Source organism: Paenibacillus sp. D9, assembly GCF_001188365.1.
Taxonomy (GTDB): domain Bacteria; phylum Bacillota; class Bacilli; order Paenibacillales; family Paenibacillaceae; genus Paenibacillus_O; species Paenibacillus_O humicus.
This window is the reverse complement of the sequence record NZ_JZEJ01000001.1, coordinates 1,726,558-1,746,094: the sequence shown is the minus strand read 5'-3', so window position 1 is coordinate 1,746,094 and position 19,537 is coordinate 1,726,558. Positions and strand designations below refer to the sequence as shown.

Genomic DNA, 19,537 nt, shown 5'->3' with positions numbered 1-19,537 from the left:
GAAGCAGACAGGAGAGGTCGGACAGATGGGAAAAGTCGCAGGAAGCAGCTCTTCAATTGAAAAGCTGCAGCAAAAAATAAAGGAGATTTTACCTGATTTTCCTGGAATGACGGCCATATTCGACCATTGCTTCGGCAACACGCTGAACACGACCATCAAACGAATGCCCGATGGCACCACATTTGTCATAACAGGTGATATACCAGCTATGTGGCTTCGCGATTCCGCCGCCCAGGTACGGCCTTTCCTGGCATTGGCGGCAGAGGACGAGGAGTTGGCGGACATGATCGAAGGACTCGTACGCAGGCAGCTGGAATGCATTTTGCTGGATCCATATGCGAACGCTTTCAATGAATCCCCGAATGCAGCAGGCCATCAGGATGACGAGACGGAGATGAGTCCCTGGCTGTGGGAAAGGAAATACGAGATCGATTCCCTCTGTTATCCGCTGCAGCTCAGCTATCTGCTGTGGAAGAATACGGGCCGCACATCGCATTTCAATGAAACCTTCCGGCAAGCAGCCTCGACTATACTGGGACTGTGGCGGACCGAGCAGCATCATGAAACCGAATCGCTTTACCGGTTTCAGCGGCATAACGGCCCTGCGAGCGACACGTTGGCCAGGGATGGCAAGGGCAGTCCGACCGCCTATACCGGGATGACCTGGAGCGGCTTCCGGCCGAGCGACGATGCCTGCGCATACGGGTATCTGATTCCTTCCAACATGTTCGCCGTCGTGGTTCTCCGATACCTCAGGGAAATCGCAGCCGAGGTTCTGAACGACGAGGATCTGGCGGGCGAAGCGCTGCTCCTGGCAGAGGAGATCGACCGCGGAATTCAAGCCTGCGGCATCTGTGAGCATCCCGACTACGGACCCATCTATGCCTACGAGACCGACGGCCTCGGAGGCCGGAGCCTGATGGACGACGCGAATGTGCCGAGCCTGCTCTCCATTCCTTATCTGGGCTATGCGGACAAGGACGATCCCGTCTACCGGAATACGAGGCGATTCATTCTAAGCGAGGCCAATCCGTATTTCTACAGAGGATCTGCGGCGGAAGGCATCGGAAGTCCGCATACCCCCGAGCGCTACATCTGGCCGATCGCGCTGGCGATGCAAGGGCTTACCGCCGATGCCCCGGAGGAGAAGCTGCGGCTGCTGAAGCTGCTGGAGGCGACGACTGCCGGCACCGGACTCATGCACGAGGGCTTCCACGCCGACGATCCGTCCCGCTTCACGCGGCCATGGTTCTCATGGGCCAACATGATGTTCAGCGAGCTGCTGCTGAATTACGCCGGCATCCGGATCAAGACTTGAGACGCGGTTTCAAGCGGAGGGCATTTTCCTTCGGAAATTATAGAAGAGATTCACACCAAAAGGGAGGCTTCAAGATGAAAAAATGGGTATCCGTTCTTGCCATGTCCGCCGTTCTTCTCGGTACGGCCGCAGGCTGCGGCAACGGCGATTCGGGAGGAGACGCGGCAGCCGGTAATTCGGCGGGCCAGAGCGGCTCGAAGGGGAGCGGCAAGCCGGTCGAGCTGACGTTCTGGGGCGATTGGGGCGGCGAAGGCCAGAAGCAGTTCGAGACGATGGTCGACGCCTTCAATAAATCCCAGGATAAAATCAAGGTCAAATATGTGCTTCAACAGGATATGATCACCAAATTCCTGACGGCCTCCACCTCCGGAGGGGCCCCGGATATCCTGTTCTGGGACCGTTGGCGGACTTCGCTGTACGCTCCCAAAAACGTGCTGGCTCCGGTGGACGACTTCCTGGCCAAGGACGGCCTCAACAAGGACGACTTCTACGGCGAGGCTCTCAAGGAGCTGTCCTACAACGGCAAGCTGTACGGACTTCCGCTGACTGTGGATGCGCGCGCTCTCTTCTATAATAAAAAGATTCTGGATGAAGCCGGGGTCAAGCCGCCGACGACATGGGATGAGCTGGAACAGGCAGCAATCAAAACGACCAAGTGGAACGGCAGCAAGCTGGAGGTTGCGGGCTTCTCCCTCGGCGACAACGGCTTGTTCAATATGTACCTGCAGCAGGCCGGCGGCCAGATGCTGACGGAGGACGGCAAGAAGACGAACTTCAACAACGACAAGGGCAAGTCGGTTCTGGAGTTCTGGGATCGCCTGCTGAACAAGGATAAGGTGTACAAGGTCGGCTTCGAGCAGGGCCTCGGAGAAGGCACGGACGCCTTCGTCACCGGCAAGCTGGCGATGCAGTATACGGGGCCATGGATGCTCAGCACGTACAAAAAATACGGCAAAGACCTCGACTTCGGCATCGTTCCGCCTCCGGTCGGGCCGAACGGCGACAAAGGCAGCGTCATGGGCGGCTTCGGCCTGGTCATTCCGCAGGGATCCAAGCATCAGCAGGAAGCCTGGGAGTTCGTCAAGTGGTGGACGGCGAACAAGGACAATGCGCTGCTGTGGGCCAAAACGAGCCTGAACATGCCGGGCTACAAGCCGGCGCTGGAGGATCCGTTCTTCAAGGACGATCCGTTCTGGAAGCCGTTCCTGGAAACGCTGGACATGGCCAAGATTCGGCCGGCCCATCCGGGATACTCCGTCATGGAGAACGACGGGCTCATTCCGAATCTGCAGCTGTTCCAGCAGAACAAGCTGAGCGCGGACGATGCGCTGAAAAAATCGCAGCAGCGCGGAGACCAGCTGCTGGCGGACAACGAAGCCGCCAAGTAAGAAGACTCCGGGGCGGGCGAGGGGAGCTGCCGCTTCCCGTTCCCGCCGCGTGTCTGCTTGGCCGCAAGCCCTCCTTGAGGGAGAGAAAGGAGGAGTGCCATGTCTTCCATCGGAAATCTGAACAAGCACCAGGCCCGGACGGCCTACTTGTTCATCACGCCGACGATGCTGCTGTTTTTCGCCTTCACCATCATTCCGGTCGCAATGGCGCTTTATTTGAGCTTTACGAACTACGATGTCGTCAGCCGGATGGATTTCGTGAAGCTGGACAACTACAAGCGGCTGCTCAAGGACGACCTGTTCTGGACGACCTTCAAAAACGTCGCGTTCTACTCGGTTATTTTCGTTCCCTTGAACATCATCCTGTCGCTGCTGCTGGCGCTGCTGCTCAATTTCAAGAGGTTCGGCGTCAAGCTGTTCCGGACCATGAACTACTTGCCTACACTGACCTCGGCGGTCGCGGCCGCGACCGTATGGATCTGGCTCCTGCACCCGGAGTTCGGGCTGGTGAACAATCTGCTCGGGTATATTGGCGTCACGGGACCGGCCTGGCTCTCGCAGACGGAAACGGCGATGCTGTCCATCATCATGGTGACGCTCTGGCAGGCGGTCGGCTCCAACATGGTCATCTACATCGCCGGCTTGCAGGGGGTTCCGGACTATTTGTACGAATCCGCCAAGCTCGACGGGGCGAACGCAATCCAGCGGTTCCGCTATATTACTTGGCCGCAGCTGCGGCCTACGACGTTCCTGGTCAGCACGATGTCGATCATCGGGGCGCTTCAGCTGTTCGACCAGGCGTTCGTATTGACTCAGGGCGGTCCCGGCAACGTCACGAAAACGCCGGTATACCTGATCTATCAGCAAGGCTTCAACCAGCTGCAGATGGGCTATGCTTCGGCGCAGGCGTTCGTGCTGGCGCTGGCGATCCTGATCTTCTCGTTCATCAACATGCGCGTGACCAAATCCGAAGAGCCCGTCGTGTAAGGAGGATGCATCATGGCTGAACCATCTCTGCCGGCCGCAAGCGCCGGAATGCCGGCGTCGACAGCCTTCGCGGCCCGGAAGGCTCTGTCGGGAATATCGTTTTACGCGGTCGCTATACTCATTTCCGTGGGCATGTTCCTGCCCTTCTTCTGGAGCTTGATCACATCGTTCAAGCCGAGCGATGAGATTTTCTCCGTCCCGATCCAATGGATTCCGTCCAGCTTGACGCTGGAGCATTACCGAAGCGCGTTCACGACGGTTCCGTTCGGGCTGTATTTCCTCAATTCCTTCATTCTTGCGGCGAGCGGCGTGCTGTGCAACCTGTTTTTCGGCTCGCTCAGCGGCTACGCCTTCGCCAAGCTGAACTTCCGGCTGAACAAGCCGCTGTTCAAGGTGCTGCTGGCCGCCATGGTCATTCCGGGAATCGTGACGATGATTCCGAGCTTTTACGTTTTGATGCACTTTCCGCTGATCGGCGGCAACAACATCTCCGGAGCGGGCGGACACGGCTTCCTGAATTCGTTCTGGGGCATCATCCTGCCCGGCGCTTCCGGCTCGTTCGCGGTGTTTTTCATGCGGCAGTTCTTCCTTACGCTGCCGTCCGACATGATGGAGATGGCCCGGATCGAGGGCTGCGGAGAGTTCCGGATCTTCTGGAACATCTACCTGCCTCTGACCAAGCCGGCCCTGGCGACGCTCGGCATCTTCACATTCCAGGCGGGCTGGAACAGCTTCCTGTGGCCGATGATCATTCTGAACGATCCCGGGAAGGCGACGATTCAAATGGGGCTGCAGGCGTTCTCGTACAACCACCAGACCGACTTCGGCCCGATGATGGCAGGCGCGCTGATCGCGACGCTGCCGATTCTCGTGCTGTTCCTCATGCTTCAGAAGTATTTTGTGCAAGGCATCGCGTTCAGCGGCACCAAGGGGTAACAAAGCGGATTTTGCGAATGCGAGGCCAGCAATAGAACCCTTTCCAAAGGAGAGTGCTTGGACATGATCTTGGGAAAACGCATCGCGATTCTGGTCGTTGCGGCTGCGCTGGCGCTGCCTGCCTTCTGCGGAGCGAAGCCGGCAGCCGCGTTCACATCCGCCAATGCCGACACGGCCATGAACGGACTGATCAACACCTTTTACGATTCCTCCGCCAAATACTTCTACACGAACAGCGATCACGCCGTCCACTCGCATGCCAGCGGGCCGAACGGAGGCCTGTATACCGACTTCTGGTGGGAAGCGCAGCTTTGGGAGACGGTGATGGATGCCTATCAGAGGACGAACAGCTCCGTCTACCGGACGATGATCGACGACGTATATGCCGGCTTCAACGCCAAGTACGCCGACATGATGGCCAATGACTTCAATGACGACCTGGGCTGGTGGGCGCTGGCCTGCATGCGGGCTTATGAGCTGACCGGAACGGCGGAATACCGGAACCGGGCCTCCTTCCTGTTCGATCAGATTTATGCCTTCAACGACAGCACGTACGGAGGCGGCATCTGGTGGAAGCGGGATGGAACCTCGCCCCAGAAAAACGTTGCGACCAACGCGCCGATGATCATGACAGCCATCAAGCTGAAAAATGCGACAGGCGACAACGGATATCTGACGAAAGCCCAGGGGCTGTATGCCTGGCTGAAATCCCGGCTCGTATCCGGCAGCAAAATCAACGACCATATCGAAGGCTCCGGCAGCGGCACGGCCGTGAACTGGGATTTCACGTACAACTACGGAACGTTCCTGGGGGCGGCGCTGGCCCTCTATCAGGCGACGGGAACGAGCAGCTACCTGACCGACGCCAACAATGCCGCGAACTACGTCATCAACAACATGACGCTCTCCTATTCGCTGCCGTATGAGGGGGAGGACGACGGGGCCGGCTTCAAAATGGTATTCGCGCGCAACCTGAACCAGCTTCGCATCGCTACAAACAACGCCTCGTATCTGAACTTCCTGCAGCAAAACGCGACGCAGGCCTACAACCACCGCCGCATCTCGGACAACGTCATCGGCAGCGACTGGACGGCGCCGACCGGAAGCGGCTACGTGCAGAGCCTGGCGGCAGCTGCGGGCGCTTCGATCCTGCAGTTCGTTCCGGCCGACAACTATACCGGCTACATCGCCGGCAACGGCGTCTACGAGGCCGAAAACGCCAGGCTGAACGGAATCGGCACGGAGGCGGTCCAGTCCGGCTACTCGGGCCGCGGGTATCTGGCCGGGTGGAACACGAACGGAACGAGCGTCACGTTCAACGTCAATCAGAACAGCGCCTCCACGAGGACCGTCACGATCCGCTATGCTGCAGGAGCCGGCAATGCCTCCCGCTATGTTTCGGTCAACGGCTCCGTCGCGGCCGCGAACCTCAGCCTGCCGAGCACAGGCGGCTGGGGAACATGGGGCACTGTGACGCTTAACGTGAACCTGAACGCGGGGTTCAATACGATCGTCATCGGCTTTGACAGCAGCAAAGGCAACGGCAACTATGTGAACCTGGACAAGATCTCCGGACTGTGACAGGCGGAGCGGCTGGAAGATAGAAGCGGGCGGGGACGAAGCGCTTTTTGCGCGGGAGTCTCGGAACGGGCAGCCGTGCAGCGCATTTTCGCCCCGCCTGCAAGAAGACAGGGAGTGAGCAGCATGACTTGGGCAGAACGTGCCGAGCAATCGCAGCAGGGGCTGGAAAGCCTGTACTGGAATCCTTCCATTCAACTGTACGATATTGAAATTCCATGTCCCGACGGGAAGTGCAACACCATTTTCCACTACTGGTGGATGGCTCATGCCGTCGACGCTTTGGTAGACGGTTATCTCCGGACAGGAGATTCCGTCTATGCGGATCGCCTGAAGGAGCTTCATGACGGCATAGTCCGCCGCAATGGCGGGAAGTGGCCCAACGAGCTCTACGACGATATGGAGTGGATGGCTATTGCCTGGCTTCGCGCATTTGAGGCGACAGGCAGGAAGGAATACAAGGAGACGGCCGACATTCTCTGGGCCGATATCCAGACCGGCTGGAACAGCCATATGGGCGGCGGCATCGCCTGGCAGAAGTCCCAGCTCGATTACAAAAACACGCCGGCCAACGCGCCGGCGGCCATTTTGGCGGCAAGGCTGTACAGGCAATCGGATCGTCCGGAGGATTTGGCCTGGGCGCTCAAAATTTATGAATGGCTGAAAGCCAATCTGGTCGATGCTGCGACCGGATTTGTCTGGGACGGCATGAACCGCACCGGCGACGGGACGATCGACAAGGACTGGAAGTTCACGTACTGCCAGGGCGTCTATATCGGCGCCGGCGTGGAGCTGTATCGAATCACGGGCGATCGCAGCTATTTGCAGGATGCCGTGCGCACGGCGGAAGCGATGCGGAGGGAGCTGGTCCATCCCGCGAGCGGCCTGCTGCCCGAGGAGGGGGACGGAGACGGCGGCTTGTTCAAGGGCATTCTGGTCCGATATTTGGGAGAGCTCGTTGCCGTAGCTCCACAGGAGACGGCCATAACCCGCCTGCTGGAAGCTCAAGCCTCTTCGCTGTGGAGCCGCGGACGCGATCCCCGGCGCCAGGTGTTCAGCACGTGCTGGTCGGAGCCGCCGGAGGAAAGAGTGACGCTGAGCACCCAACTGAGCGGCATCATGCTGCTGGAGCAGCTGGCGGCGATGGAGAAAAAAGGCCTGGCGGCGATGCCGGATTCGGGCATCGCGTATCCATGACCGTCCGGTATGGCCGTCCATTCTTCCTGCGGACGGTCCGCAAAGCAAAGAGGAGTCCCGGAAGGGGCTCCTCTTTCGTGTTGGTCCTATTGTCTCCTATGGCTCGCCAGAAGCTTGCCGCACGAATGAGGCTTCTCCCGGCACATTCAGCCCGGCATGAACTATGGCCGCCGCTCATTTCACCTTGTCCGGATGACGGAAGCGCAGCGCGGACCACGTCTCGTCGATCGCCACGTTGCTGACGGGGCGCAGGCCGGTGAGCTCCTGCACGAGCGCGGCCAGGCTGTCCCGGTTGATGTCGGGCTTGACCGATTTGCTTTTTTTCGGGTAGGAAATCCAGAACACCGCATCTTCCCCCAGCATTCCGGCCGCCTCTGGCGCCCGCTCCCGCACATCCGCGGCGCTTCCGACGAACAGTTGGACAAAGGCGTACTTTCCTTCCGTCCCTCCTGTGTCCTCGACATACAGGCTGTAGCCTTCCGGCGCGTACAGAACGGCTGCGGGACCTTGCTTGTAATGAAGCTTTTTCAACAGCTGCTCCTGCATCATGACCACCCTTTCCCGTTATGGCTTGGCTTGCGTCTATTGTACGAATTTCGATAGGAAGGAGACAAGCACGGACTTATCCGTTGGAGTACGAGCCGTATTTTTACTTTGTTCCCGGCGCGGCAAGCTTGTCCGAGGAAAGCAACATTTGCCTTGCGAACGAGCCGGGAGGAGCCAACCTGGCGGTCATTCCGGTCGAGGCCGGAGCGATGCGGTTCCGCTTGCAGGAAGGCAAGGTATCGAAGGTCGTCTGGAGCCATCGGCAGGGCGGCGAAGCCAAGGGGAGCGGCGGTGAAAAAACCGGGAATAACCTAGCGGCGAAGCGGAAGGCGGGCGAATCGCAACCGGTCTCGCCGCTTTTTTGGCGTTGAAAAAAATATATTCGCCAAAGCGCAGGGGAAACCATGAAATCCTTCGTCTATTCATGGGAAGGGGGGAAACGACATCCAAAGCGATATCGAATGGCTGCAGTCCGTCCGCGACGGCGGCCCGGAACGGTTCGGCGAAATTATCGACGAGTACGGGGCTTACCTGTACCGGACCGTGTATGCAGTCCTGAGATCCCCCCAGGATACCGAGGACGTCCTGCAGGAAGCGCTGCTGGCGATCAGCCGCGCGCTTCCGGAATGCAGGCTGGAAGGCTTCAAGACGTGGATTACCCGCATCGCCGTCAACCGCGCCATCGATTACAGGCGCAAGCGGCAGCGTCAGGAGGCGAAGGCAGGATCAGGCGAAGGTCTTGATGACTCGCCGGAATTCATGATGACGAGCGAGGAGCGCGATAGCTCCCCGCCGGATCAGCTGATCGCGATGGAGGAGCGCCGGCGAGTGCAGGACAAGCTCGAGGAGCTTCCTCCGGAATATAAAGGGATCGTCCGGGACTATTATTTCCGCCGCCGATCCTATCAGGAAATCTCGGAAGAACGCGGGCTGAAGCCCAAAAGCGTCGAGTCCAAGCTGTATCGGGCCCGAAGCTGGATGAGGCGCCACTGGAGAAGGGAGGATTTCGATTGAGCGAGAGCCGGCATTACAATCAGGAGGCGTGGGCGGGTTACGCCCGTAATATGCTGCCCGACAGAGAGCGGGAGGAGATGGAGCTCCATCTCTCCCAATGCGACGGCTGCCTGGAGCTGTTGGTCCAGGCGGCCGACATCCCCGGAAGTCCGGCGGAGGAGGCTGGCGCCGCTTCCAGGCCTGGCTTCTCTGGCATCGACTGCATGACGGATCCCGCTCCGGCTGCCGCCATGGAGCGGATCCGCTCGAATGTGCTGGAGCTTATGGAAAGGGACCTTCCCGGCGTCCGGCGTGCTCCAAAATCGAGAACCGCCTGGCTGAGGCGTCCCGCTCTCCATTACGGGCTTGCCGCCTCGCTCACGCTGCTCTTGTATATGAGCGGGGCTTTTACGGACATGGACCGGTTTCTTCAAAGCAGGGAACCGCAGCAGGGAGCTTCCGCAGCGATTCTGAATCCGCCATCCGGGCCGTCTTCCGAGAGCTGGTCGAACCGCATGCTGGATCGGACCGCGCATCTGCTTCAAGAGATCCAGGACCGCAGATACCGGTGAGTGGAGAGAACGCAATGCACGCCAGGGAACCTGCGGACTGGAGGGAACAAACCCGAAACCAACGGGATGAACCGAGTAAACCCTGAATAACGAAGCAACCTGAATAACGAAGCAACCCTGAATAACGAAGCAACTTTGAAAGGATGATTGCCCTACATGAGAACTCCTCCAAACCCCTTTATCGCGCTGCTTCTAGGCTTTATCCCAGGCGCCGGACATGCCTATTTAGGCAAATATTTGCGGATGTTCGTCTACGGCGCATTTGTATGGGGGCCGGTCGCCTTCATGCTGCTACTCGCCGTCACGAACAATCTGGACGGGGATGCCGCTCCGCTCCTTCTGATTCCGTTCGGAATCTGGGGAGTCAGCATGATCGATATTCTTGTGACGGTGCTGGCCCGTCCGGCGCAGACGCATGCCTATGCTCCCGGTCCGCTGGACGGCAACGGGATACCGTCGGCCCGGCCTTACCCGGTCCGGTCCGCCGAGGATCAGCGGGAAAAGGCGCTGACGATCGTGCTTTCCTTCATCCCGGGTCTTGGACATATGTCGCTTGGCCTCATGCAGCGCGGAATCGCTTTCATGATATCTTTCGCCGGCCTCGGCGCGTTCATCATTTTCGTCGCCGTTGTCTTGCATACGCCGGTTTTCCTCGTTTTTCTGCTGCTGCTGCCGGTTTTATGGATCTACAGCATGTTCGACGCCATCCTGCATGTGAACCGCAAGCAGGCTGGAGAGCTTCTTCGAGACATCTCGTTGTTCGAGGAAATGGAGAACCGCTTCTCCGGATCCCGCAAAAACAAAACGCTCGCGGCGCTGCTGTCGTTCCTTCCCGGCGCTGGCCATTTGTATCTCGGCTTGCAGAAACGGGGGCTGCAGCTGCTGCTCGGGTTCCTGCTCCTTATCTATCTCATGGACAGCATGCGGATAACGCTTTTCCTGTTCATGCTTCCGCTGCTTTGGTGCTTCTCGCTTTTCGACGCCTTGCAGCAGTACGGCCGTTATCAGCGGGGCGAGTTGCAGGATGTCCCCGTCCTGACCGAGCTTGCCCGCTACCATCGCTGGCTCGGAGCCGCGCTGATGGCGTTCGGCGTCTATTATATGATGGACCGCTTCCTTGGCCAGGCCATCTACCATTATCTTCCTCGATTCGCCTCGGCCTATGACTGGTTCTTCCGCAACCTGCCGCTGGCGGTCACATCCTTCCTGCTGATCGCGGGGGGCTTGCGGCTGTTCTTCGGGAAGCCGGCTCCGCCGGCGCCGATGCCGCTTCATGAGCGTCCGGCGACTCATGCGAGCTACGGCGGACGGGAAAGTCTGTCTCCAGAGGAGAGGTAAGACGGGACTCAGATGCAAAAGCGGCTTGAGGTCGAATAAGACGAATTTTCCGTCTAACTCCATCGCTCAGGGCGGCTTGAGGTTGAATAAGACGAAATTATCGTCTTATTCCATCGCTCAGGGCGATTCGGGATTGAATAAGACGAAATTATCGTCTTATTCCATCGCTTAGGGCCGTTCGGGGTTGAATAAGACGAAATTATCGTCTTATTCCATCGCTCGGGGCCGTTCGGGGTCGAATAAGACGAAATTATCGTCTTATTCCATCGCTCAGGGCGACTCGGGGTTGAATAAGACGAAATTATCGTCTTATTCCATCGCTTAGGGCCGTTCGGGGTTGAATAAGACGAAATTATCGTCTTATTCCATCGCTTAGGGCGATTCGGGGTTGAATAAGACGAAATTATCGTCTTATTCCATCGCTTAGGGCGACTCGGGGTTGAATAAGACGAAATTATCGTCTTATTCCATCGCTTAGGGCGACTCGAGGTTGAATAAGACGAACTTATCGTCTAAATCCAACACTCAGGGTAGCGTCAAGAAGTTTGTGCAAGCAGCAAGATACTCCCAGTTGAGGTGCGTGGAATCGGATTAATGGGGATAGCGATCGTTAAACATCTGCTTCATTTTTTTGCTTCACGGCCGTTTCGCCAACCGCGAATGACTTTTTTCCGTCGTACTCGTCATACTCGTCGTACTCGTCATACTCGTCATACTCGTCGTACTCGTCGTACTCGTCGTACTCGTCTTACGTACTCGTTATACTCGTCATAATCGTCGTACTCGTCGTACTCGCTCGCCGTTAGGTACAGATCTTCTCCACCGCCTCGATGTTCGTAAGGCTGTTCATCGGCTGGAGACGTTTGCGGATCACTTTGTTCATACGTTTGATCGGGTTGGACGTGTAGATGGCCAGCTGCATCTCAGGCGAATACGAATAGAACGTCAGCAGCGTATCCAGCTGGTTTTCCCGCGACACGATTTCCTTTGGGTAGCGCTTTTGCCGCTTGTCCTTCAAACGATCAAAAGCAGCCAGGGCAAGCTCACGGTCCAGCGCGTTGTATACGGTTTTGAGATCAGCAAGGAAATTCATGCTGTGCTCATTGAACCAACGGGGAACGTTAGCTTAGCCGTTGGCTCTGTAAATGACCGCTGGATCGGCTAGTCTAATAGTTAACCATGTACGCATATAAAGAAACCGAGCGCAGATGCTCCGTTCCTTTGTGTTTACCTCTATACCCGGCAGCAGTCCTCGAGCCGTTATCGAAGATCGCAGAAAAAGCCGAAATGGCGGATGATATCGTACAAAACGTCTTCTTAAAGCTTGTGGTGATGCTGAGCACGTTTCTCGGCAAAGCGGGCATGAAGACATGCCTTTTCAGCATTACGCCGAGATTTTACTGTGCATCAACCACGCCAAGCGTACCTGCTATCTCCTGAAGAGTTGCCTGTCCACAGGCAAAACGGCAACACGGATGACGAAGCTGCTTGATTACGACTTTTTATAAACAAGCGGATTAAGCGCGCTTGCTGCAAGTTCGCCCGGCTGGCATCCCGGAAACCAATGATGCATATCGCTCATCCTTGCTTTGCTGTCCGGCTCGGCGATACGAACGCCGTCGGCAATATAGATAACGGTCATAACCTTGCGCATATGATCCGTCGGGTTTCCAGGGGCTGAATGCATCGTCCATCCGGCATGAAAGGTCGCGTCGCCTGCGGACATTCCGCCGTAGTTCACTTGCGGGATTTGCTTGGCTTCAATGAACTGTCCTAACGTCTTATGGGATTCGTCGGAAATCTCCTGCTTGCTCACGTAACCCAGCTTGTGCGTACCGGAAGCAAAGGTCATGGTGCCGACCTCTTGCGGGATGGGCACAAGCGGCATCCACATCGTAATGGTATTGTCGGTATCCAGCGGCCAATAAATTTGATCCTGATGCCATGGAGTGTGCCCGCCGCCAGGCTCCTTGAAGAGCGCCTGATCATGATAGATGCGGACTCCGTCCACGTCCATTAACTCCGCTGCGATTTTGGCAAACCGTCTAGCCATGACAAATCGTTTGACCGCCTCGCTTTTTTCCCAGACATTGCCGATTTGAATAAACGCTTTTCCATATGTATCACGTTCCGATACCGGTTTATCATGATAGTTGAGCTTCATTACCCAATCGGTGATGATTTCCTCGTACACGCTCACTTCATCGGGCTTGGCAACCTGTTTTAAGAAAATATGTCCATTCTCCTGATAACCCTCTATTTGCCCGCTTGATAACGAATAAGCATCACTCATTTCCGGCAATGCTGAAATGTTTTCGTTCATCCTTGTTCCTCCTTTTGTAGGTCCATCCATAATTGCTCTGCCCATTTTTTCAGCAGTTTCGATTGCTGCCAGCGATCCGAGAGTTCCTCAGACGAATGGGATGATGGCAAGAATTGAGGTGTGATCGAGTAGTGGTGCCCAATCTCGCACACAAAGGGCAGCACGTCTCCCGGCTGTGCTTGGGTGAGCCAATTTCTCATGCCTGCTTTCCACCAGCGCCGGAAATGCTCAACGATCGGATGCTCGGCTTGTTCTTCCAAGTGAATTTGAATTTGCTGCCCATTCGTTACACGTCCATGAATCGATCCGGTTCGCATCAGCAGCTCGGCGAAGTAAGGTTCAGCAAGCTCGAAGCTGTTCATTTCACCGGCAAGTATATAGTGGGATAGATCGATCGTTAAGGCCATTTCAGGAACTGCTCTCACATACTCTGTTGTACGCAGCAAATCTTGTGTAATTCGGCCGCGATGCGTTTCTATGAAAAAAGGTACGTTAAAATGTGCGGCTGTCTCGTAAAGCTCCTTGATTAAATCGACGGCTTCTCTGTTGATGGTAAATGAATCTTTTACCTGTGCATTAACATACATGACATTGTAATCCTGGGCTTTCAGCAAGGCTTCTTTAAGCTGTAGCCCGCTCGATGGAAAGGTCTCCAGTCCGAAGCTGAATGGGTGCTTCTGCATCAGCCTGCGCCACAGAGCCTCATCTTCACGCTCGGGCAAGCTTCCAAAAATACCGGTAAAGCCGGCGTTGGCCATTTCGTCAAATTTCTGCTCGAGTGACCATTCCTTGCCGTTGTCGCCATACAGCTTCATGGACCACATGGCCTGATGCAGCTCCATGCAAGGCTTAGTTGAAGCGCCATTGCTCGCTCTTTTCAACGAAATCGTTCATCTCTCCCTCCAGAGCTAATGATTTGATGTAGCCTTATTGTAATTAACGGCCATACGTTTGGCTTTGTCTAAGATTCAACTGTTTTTGTCAAAACCTACTGTGTTGCACATGCTGGTCTGATATAGTATTCGTAAAACACGAGCAGAATCAGGAGGATATTGATGCAAATTTTACAGGAGTATTTGAATAAACATCCGATTGTGCCTTATATCAGAGAATGTGATTACGCTGTGCGAAAACCATGGAGCATGCCGGAGAGGCGGCTGCTCGATTATTTGCTGATTTATGTTCAGGAGGGGACATGCAACTTCAGGGTAGACAGGACTTTGTATGAATTTCATAAGGGGGAGTTTTGTTTTATTCAACCCAACAGCCTGAATGATCTGGAGGGAATTGTGAATACGGTAACGCCCTTTGCGCATTTTGATGTGTTTTACGCTGCTGACCGGGAGCAAAGCTTTCCCACGCGCGCCGGTCAAGTGGAATTGAGCGCCTATCTGCATCTCATGCAGCCAAGGCTTGATGAAATGCTGCAGGTTGAAGTTCCGGTCAAGCTAAAGCCAAAAAACAGCACCAGGTTTCGCGATACGTTTCTGCAAGTAGTGGAGTTCTGGCAGGATCGCGACCCGCTTATGCAGTTGAAGGCACAGGCAGGACTTACCGAGCTGGTCATTATGCTTATGGAGGACGTGCTGGAGAGGAAACAGTCGCAGCGGACCTCGCCGCAGACGCTGAACTGGATTACATCCTATTTCTCCTTTCATCTTAATGAACCCTTAAGCGTAGCGGATATGGCTAGGCGCGCGAATTTATCCCATTCCCGCTTTCATGACTTGTTCAAGCAGCAGTATGGAATGACGCCACATCAATATTTGCTGGAGATGAGAATCAACCATGCTTGCGAGCTGCTGCAAAATACCAAATTGACCCAGCAGCAGGTAGCGGATTATTGCGGATTTTCCGATATCCATCACTTCTCAAAGACGTTTAAGAAGAAGCTTGGCATCGCTCCAGGTCAATTTCGCAACGATTGCAAGAAAGAATGATTTACTGAAACGGTAGGATGGGATTCATAATTGGTTCATAGCTTTTCTGTATTTGTCAGGAGACGCCTTGTGAAGTTTCTTGAACGTACGGATAAAATAGGAAACATTGTCATAGCCGCACTCCATCGCTATCGCTGTCACGGACAGGTCGGTGTGAGTTAGCATACGAGATGCTGCTTCTAACCGAATTCTATTGATATATTGTATACAAGTAAAACCGGTATATGGTTTGAAGAAGCGGATAAAATGATAGTCGCTATACCCGGCTAATTGGCTTAGCGTATGAATCCATATCTTGTTCTACTAATGCTCATGAATATACGAGATGACCCCCTTCAGTTTATATACCTTTTGATTTCGCTCATTAAGCTCACGCTTATGTTTGAACAAGATCCTATGGGTACGCATTGCCCAAAGTTAATTATTCGATATTCCTGATCCCCAAATAGAGTTTGGAAAAGGGCTGTAACCCCGGGTTACAGCCTTTTTTCTTAAGCGGCCATTAAATGAGTTAAGCTGCAACTCGCTTTCGCTATCGCTCCGATGTCTCAATTTAAACCCATCCTTTTACAAGGTCACAATCTTGGCGTTTGATGTCATTACATTGGTAGTTGGGCCTCCCCCTAAAGTCCTACAATGACATCAGCAAGCGAAACCAACCGACTAGAACCGGGGAGGATACAGAGATGAAGAAGCAAAAAACCGCTGCGGCGGCGCTGGTTATGGCCATCGCGCTGACGGGGCTTACGGCATGCGGCAGCAGCAACAATGCGGAAAACAATGCAGGTGCCGCAAATACGGGCGCGGCAACGGAGCCGGCTGCCGACACAGCGGCGAACGCAGGCGCAGCCGACAACGCAGGCGCCGATGCCGGCAACATGCCGGAGAAGCCGGCCGAGCTTACGATCTGGCCGGACGACAACGCCGACAGCGTGGCCACGATTACGGATATTACGAAGAAATACACGGAGAAAACCGGCATCAAGGTCAACGTCAAGCCGGTCAAAATGAACGACCAGCAGCAGATTCTCTCGCTGGACGGTCCTGCCGGGAAAGGTCCGGACCTGTTCTACCAGCCGGGCATCGGCAACCTGGTGCTCAAAGGCCTCGTGCAGCCGGTCAAGGCCGAGCAGGCCGTGCTCGACTCCTACACGCCGGAAGCGCTCAAGGCGCTCAGCCAGGACGGCCAGCTCTACGGCCTGCCGTTCGTAACGGAAACGTACGCGCTGTTCTACAACAAAAAGCTCGTGCCTACGGCGCCGGCGACGATCGCCGATCTGGAGAAGCTGGCTCAGGAACAGACGGATGCCAAAAAGCAGACGTACGGCTTCCTGTTCGAAGGCATCAACTTCTACTACGCTTGGGCGTTCATGGGCGGCAACGACGGCTACATCTTCAAGCAGACCGACGCAGGCGGCTACGATGTCAACGACATCGGCCTCAACAAGGAAGGCGCCGTCAAAGGCGTTCAGCTGATCCAGGATTGGTTCAAAAAAGGCTATCTGCCTAAAGGCGTCAACGGCGACATCGTCGGCGGCCTGTTCGGATCCGGCAAAGTCGGCGCGGTCATCAACGGACCTTGGGCGATTACGGATTACAAGAAGCAGCTCGGCGACGACCTGGCGGTAGCTCCGCTCCCGACGCTGGAAAACGGCAAGCACCCGACCTCCTTCATCGGCGTGAAGGGCTGGATGCTCTCCAAGTTCTCCAAATCTCCGGAATGGGCTTCCGATCTGGCGGCATTCATCACCAATCAGGAAAACGCGCTGGAATACTACAAAAAGACCGGCCAGGTTCCGCCGGTAACCGCGGTTCTGAACGATGCCGCGCTGACCAGCGATCCGCTCGTCAAAGGCTTTACGGAGCAGGTCCAATTCGGCCAGCCGTTCCCGACGGTTCCTGAGCTTGATTATGTATGGGATCCGATGAAAAACGCGCTCCAATTCGCTTCCGAAGGCAAGGATGTGCAGAAATCGCTGGATGACGCTGTGAAGCAAGTCCAGGACAAGATGGCGATGTCCGGCAAATAAAAAGCCTGCGCCATCGGATCCTGTTCCACACGAAATCATCGCCGGCCGTCAAGGCACGGCGGGATTGCAACATCACGATGCCCGCGGGCTGGCGCTCACCGGCGCGGCCCCCGGGCTTTTCCTTTTGAATCGACTCCGCTATTTTGGGCGGACCCCTATATAAAGAGCAAGGATTGGAAGGTGAAGGAACCATGCAAAAAGCATTGCAACCGAAGGCCGGTCCCCTGCCTTCTCCGTCTGCGGCAGCCGCGCTGTCCATCATTCCAGGCCTGGGCCAGCTGTACAACCGCCGCTTCATCAAGGGCGTGCTGTTCCTTATGCTGGCGCTGTCGCTCGCGGCATCGATCGGCGCATGGACGGTGCACGGCATCGAAGGGCTCATCACGCTGGGCGACGATCCGAATCAAGATGATTCCCGAACGCTGCTGACGGAGGGAATTCTCTCCGTGCTGCTTGCGATCGTGCTTCTGTTCAGCTATGCGTTCAATATCAAGGATGCTTACCGGGATGCGGTCCGCCGCCAGGACGGCGAGCGCATTCCATCCGTAAGGCAGGCTTTCCATGACAGCTACGACAAAGGCTTCCCGTACTTCGTCGTTGTCCCCAGCTTCATCCTGCTGGCGATGGTCGTCATTTTCCCGCTGCTGTTCATGGTCGCGCTCGCGTTCACGAACTACAGCCTGTACAATTCCCCGCCGGCGAAGCTGCTGGACTGGGTGGGCTGGATCAACTTCAAGGAGCTGTTCACCAACCCGATCTGGACGCAAAGCCTCGTCTCCGTCGTCACCTGGACGGTCGTCTGGACGCTGGTCGCGACCTCGCTGCAGATCGGACTGGCGATGCTGCTCGCCGTGCTCGTCAATGACAATCGCGTGCGCTTCAAAAAACTGATCCGCACGATCTTCATCCTGCCCTGGGCGGTTCCTTCCTTCATGACCGCGCTCGTGTTCGCCGCCATGTTCAACGATACCTTCGGAGCGATCAACATGCAGATCATGAGCAAGTTCGGCCTGATGGTTCCATGGCTGACGGACCCGGCCTGGGCCCGCGTCGCGATCATCCTGATCCAGATCTGGCTCGGCTTCCCGTACGTGTTCACGCTGTTCACAGGCGTGCTGCAGAGCATTTCCAAGGACTGGTACGAGGCCGCCGAAGTGGATGGAGGCAGCCGCTGGCAGAAGTTCCGCTTCATCACGCTGCCGCATATTCTGTTCGCCACGGCGCCGCTGCTCATCATGCAGTATTCATTCAACTTCAACAACTTCAATATCATCTTCCTGTTCAACAAGGGAGGACCGGCGGTGCCGGGCCAAAGCGCGGGAGCGACCGACATTCTCATCTCCTGGGTGTACAACCTGACCTTCACCGACAACAACTACAAAATGGCCGCCGCCATCAGCATCATCATGGGCCTTATCGTCGCGGCATTCGCGTTCTATCAGTTCCGGAAGACGCGGTCATTCCGTGAGGAGGGATATTGATGGGACGCACGCTAAGATCCAAGCTGGAAGTATCCGGCATCTATCTCGTTGTTCTAATCATGTTCGCCGTTATTCTGTATCCGCTCCTATGGGCGGTCAGCATCTCGCTGAATCCGGGCACAAGCCTCTACAGCGCCAAGCTGATTCCGGACAATCTGTCGCTGGAGCATTACCGGTGGCTGTTCACGGATCCGCAGAGCGATTACGGCCTCTGGTACAAAAATACGATCATCGTGGCCGTATGCAACGCCGTCGCTTCCGTGACGATGGTCTCGCTGCTGGCGTACGTGTTCTCGCGCTTCCGCTTCACGGGCCGAAAGTACGGCATCTACACGTTCCTGCTGCTCCAGATGTTCCCGGTGCTCATGGGCATGGTGGCGATCTACCTGCTGCTGAACCTGGTGAACCTGCTGGACACGTTCACCGGCCTGATCCTGATCTATGCCGTCGGCGGCCTGCCGATGAACGTGTTCCTGGTCAAAGGCTATCTCGATACGATTCCGCGGGATCTCGACGAATCGGCGACGATGGACGGGGCGGGCCATCTGACCGTATTCTTCCGGATTCTGATGCCGCTGACGGCGCCGATCCTGGCTGTCGTCGGACTGTTCACCTTCATGGCGCCGTTCATGGACTTCCTGACGCCGCGCATCATCCTCCGCTCGCCGGAGAAGTACACGTTGGCGCTCGGGCTGTACAACTTCATCAACGACAAGTTCTCCAACAACTTCACGATCTTCGCGGCGGGCACGATTCTGATCGCCGTGCCGATCGCCACCGTGTTCCTGCTGCTGCAGCGCTTCCTCATCTCCGGCCTCGCGGACGGAGCGACGAAGGGCTGAGTTCTCCGAACGGGCAACGAAAGAAAAGCTGCACTCTTGATTGTCTTGGACATGATTGGGCGGCTTTT

General features: G+C 56.1%; 18 protein-coding genes and 1 pseudogene. 14 read left to right on the top strand and 5 right to left on the bottom strand.

The genetic code is table 11. From position 1 onward, the window contains the following. The first annotated feature begins 25 nt into the window (after window positions 1-25). From VE23_RS08075 to VE23_RS08050, 6 genes are all read left to right on the top strand, one after another. Window positions 26-1,318: a glycoside hydrolase family 125 protein gene (locus tag VE23_RS08075; RefSeq protein ID WP_049867730.1), complete on the top strand. Its 1,293-nt coding sequence runs from the start codon at window positions 26-28 to the stop codon at window positions 1,316-1,318. A 74-nt stretch (window positions 1,319-1,392) separates the two neighbouring features. Beyond that, window positions 1,393-2,706 carry an ABC transporter substrate-binding protein gene (locus tag VE23_RS08070; RefSeq protein WP_048748682.1) on the top strand — a complete coding sequence of 438 codons (1,314 nt, stop codon included), beginning with the start codon at window positions 1,393-1,395 and terminating at the stop codon, window positions 2,704-2,706. Between the two features lie 99 nt (window positions 2,707-2,805). Beyond that, complete coding sequence (locus tag VE23_RS08065) at window positions 2,806-3,693, top strand: carbohydrate ABC transporter permease (RefSeq protein ID WP_048748679.1); 888 nt, start codon at window positions 2,806-2,808, stop codon at window positions 3,691-3,693. 48 nt (window positions 3,694-3,741) lie between these two features. Continuing rightward, complete coding sequence (locus tag VE23_RS08060) at window positions 3,742-4,629, top strand: carbohydrate ABC transporter permease (RefSeq protein ID WP_049869665.1); 888 nt, start codon at window positions 3,742-3,744, stop codon at window positions 4,627-4,629. Between the two features lie 63 nt (window positions 4,630-4,692). Beyond that, complete coding sequence (locus VE23_RS08055) at window positions 4,693-6,210, top strand: glycoside hydrolase family 76 protein (protein ID WP_049867729.1); 1,518 nt, start codon at window positions 4,693-4,695, stop codon at window positions 6,208-6,210. Window positions 6,211-6,333: 123 nt separating this feature from the next. Beyond that, complete coding sequence (locus tag VE23_RS08050; protein WP_049867728.1) at window positions 6,334-7,404, top strand: glycoside hydrolase family 76 protein; 1,071 nt, start codon at window positions 6,334-6,336, stop codon at window positions 7,402-7,404. 174 nt (window positions 7,405-7,578) lie between these two features. Here the strand turns inward: VE23_RS08050 and VE23_RS08045 are convergent, their stop codons facing one another. Continuing rightward, entirely contained in the window at window positions 7,579-7,953 is a 375-nt protein-coding gene (locus VE23_RS08045) for a DUF3052 domain-containing protein (protein WP_232316835.1), read from the bottom strand. Window positions 7,954-8,078: 125 nt separating this feature from the next. Between VE23_RS08045 and VE23_RS08040 the strand changes: the two genes are divergently transcribed. The 4 genes from VE23_RS08040 to VE23_RS08025 all read left to right on the top strand — a co-directional run bounded on the left by VE23_RS08040 (window position 8,079) and on the right by VE23_RS08025 (window position 10,853). Further along, a complete protein-coding gene (locus tag VE23_RS08040) occupies window positions 8,079-8,321 on the top strand; it encodes a hypothetical protein (protein WP_157053929.1) in 243 nt (80 codons plus the stop codon). Between the two features lie 49 nt (window positions 8,322-8,370). After that, window positions 8,371-8,964 (top strand): RNA polymerase sigma factor, encoded by a 594-nt coding sequence (locus VE23_RS08035; protein WP_049867726.1) that lies wholly within the window; start codon window positions 8,371-8,373, stop codon window positions 8,962-8,964. Beyond that, the gene (locus VE23_RS08030) at window positions 8,961-9,515 is read left to right on the top strand and encodes a zf-HC2 domain-containing protein (protein WP_049867725.1); all 555 of its coding nucleotides are present in this window, start codon (window positions 8,961-8,963) and stop codon (window positions 9,513-9,515) included. Before VE23_RS08035 ends, VE23_RS08030 begins: the two co-directional genes overlap by 4 nt. A gap of 156 nt (window positions 9,516-9,671) precedes the next feature. Beyond that, window positions 9,672-10,853 (top strand): hypothetical protein, encoded by a 1,182-nt coding sequence (locus tag VE23_RS08025; protein ID WP_049867724.1) that lies wholly within the window; start codon window positions 9,672-9,674, stop codon window positions 10,851-10,853. A gap of 782 nt (window positions 10,854-11,635) precedes the next feature. On the opposite strand, the pseudogene VE23_RS08020 reads toward VE23_RS08025, so the two are convergent. The 3 genes and pseudogenes from VE23_RS08020 to VE23_RS08010 all read right to left on the bottom strand — a co-directional run. After that, window positions 11,636-11,940 (bottom strand): annotated as a pseudogene (locus VE23_RS08020) (transposase); the annotation flags it as partial. A 405-nt stretch (window positions 11,941-12,345) separates the two neighbouring features. Beyond that, window positions 12,346-13,176: a phytanoyl-CoA dioxygenase family protein gene (locus VE23_RS08015; protein WP_049867722.1), complete on the bottom strand. Its 831-nt coding sequence runs from the start codon at window positions 13,174-13,176 to the stop codon at window positions 12,346-12,348. Then, window positions 13,173-14,057 carry a sugar phosphate isomerase/epimerase gene (locus VE23_RS08010; protein ID WP_232316828.1) on the bottom strand — a complete coding sequence of 295 codons (885 nt, stop codon included), beginning with the start codon at window positions 14,055-14,057 and terminating at the stop codon, window positions 13,173-13,175. Before VE23_RS08010 ends, VE23_RS08015 begins: the two co-directional genes overlap by 4 nt. Window positions 14,058-14,231: 174 nt before the next feature. On the opposite strand from VE23_RS08010, the gene VE23_RS08005 reads away from it, so the two are divergent. Continuing rightward, a complete protein-coding gene (locus VE23_RS08005; RefSeq protein WP_049867720.1) occupies window positions 14,232-15,116 on the top strand; it encodes a helix-turn-helix domain-containing protein in 885 nt (294 codons plus the stop codon). A 24-nt stretch (window positions 15,117-15,140) separates the two neighbouring features. On the opposite strand, the gene VE23_RS27830 is transcribed toward VE23_RS08005, so the two are convergent. Continuing rightward, window positions 15,141-15,404: a helix-turn-helix transcriptional regulator gene (locus VE23_RS27830; RefSeq protein WP_442950547.1), complete on the bottom strand. Its 264-nt coding sequence runs from the start codon at window positions 15,402-15,404 to the stop codon at window positions 15,141-15,143. A 398-nt stretch (window positions 15,405-15,802) separates the two neighbouring features. On the opposite strand from VE23_RS27830, the gene VE23_RS08000 reads away from it, so the two are divergent. From VE23_RS08000 to VE23_RS07990, 3 genes are all read left to right on the top strand, one after another. Further along, the gene (locus VE23_RS08000) at window positions 15,803-17,146 is read left to right on the top strand and encodes an extracellular solute-binding protein (RefSeq protein WP_049867719.1); all 1,344 of its coding nucleotides are present in this window, start codon (window positions 15,803-15,805) and stop codon (window positions 17,144-17,146) included. Window positions 17,147-17,337: 191 nt separating this feature from the next. After that, window positions 17,338-18,627: a sugar ABC transporter permease gene (locus tag VE23_RS07995; protein WP_048745255.1), complete on the top strand. Its 1,290-nt coding sequence runs from the start codon at window positions 17,338-17,340 to the stop codon at window positions 18,625-18,627. Beyond that, window positions 18,627-19,469: a sugar ABC transporter permease gene (locus VE23_RS07990; RefSeq protein ID WP_049867718.1), complete on the top strand. Its 843-nt coding sequence runs from the start codon at window positions 18,627-18,629 to the stop codon at window positions 19,467-19,469. The genes VE23_RS07995 and VE23_RS07990 overlap by 1 nt, the downstream gene beginning before the upstream one ends. The last annotated feature ends 68 nt before the right edge of the window (window positions 19,470-19,537 follow it).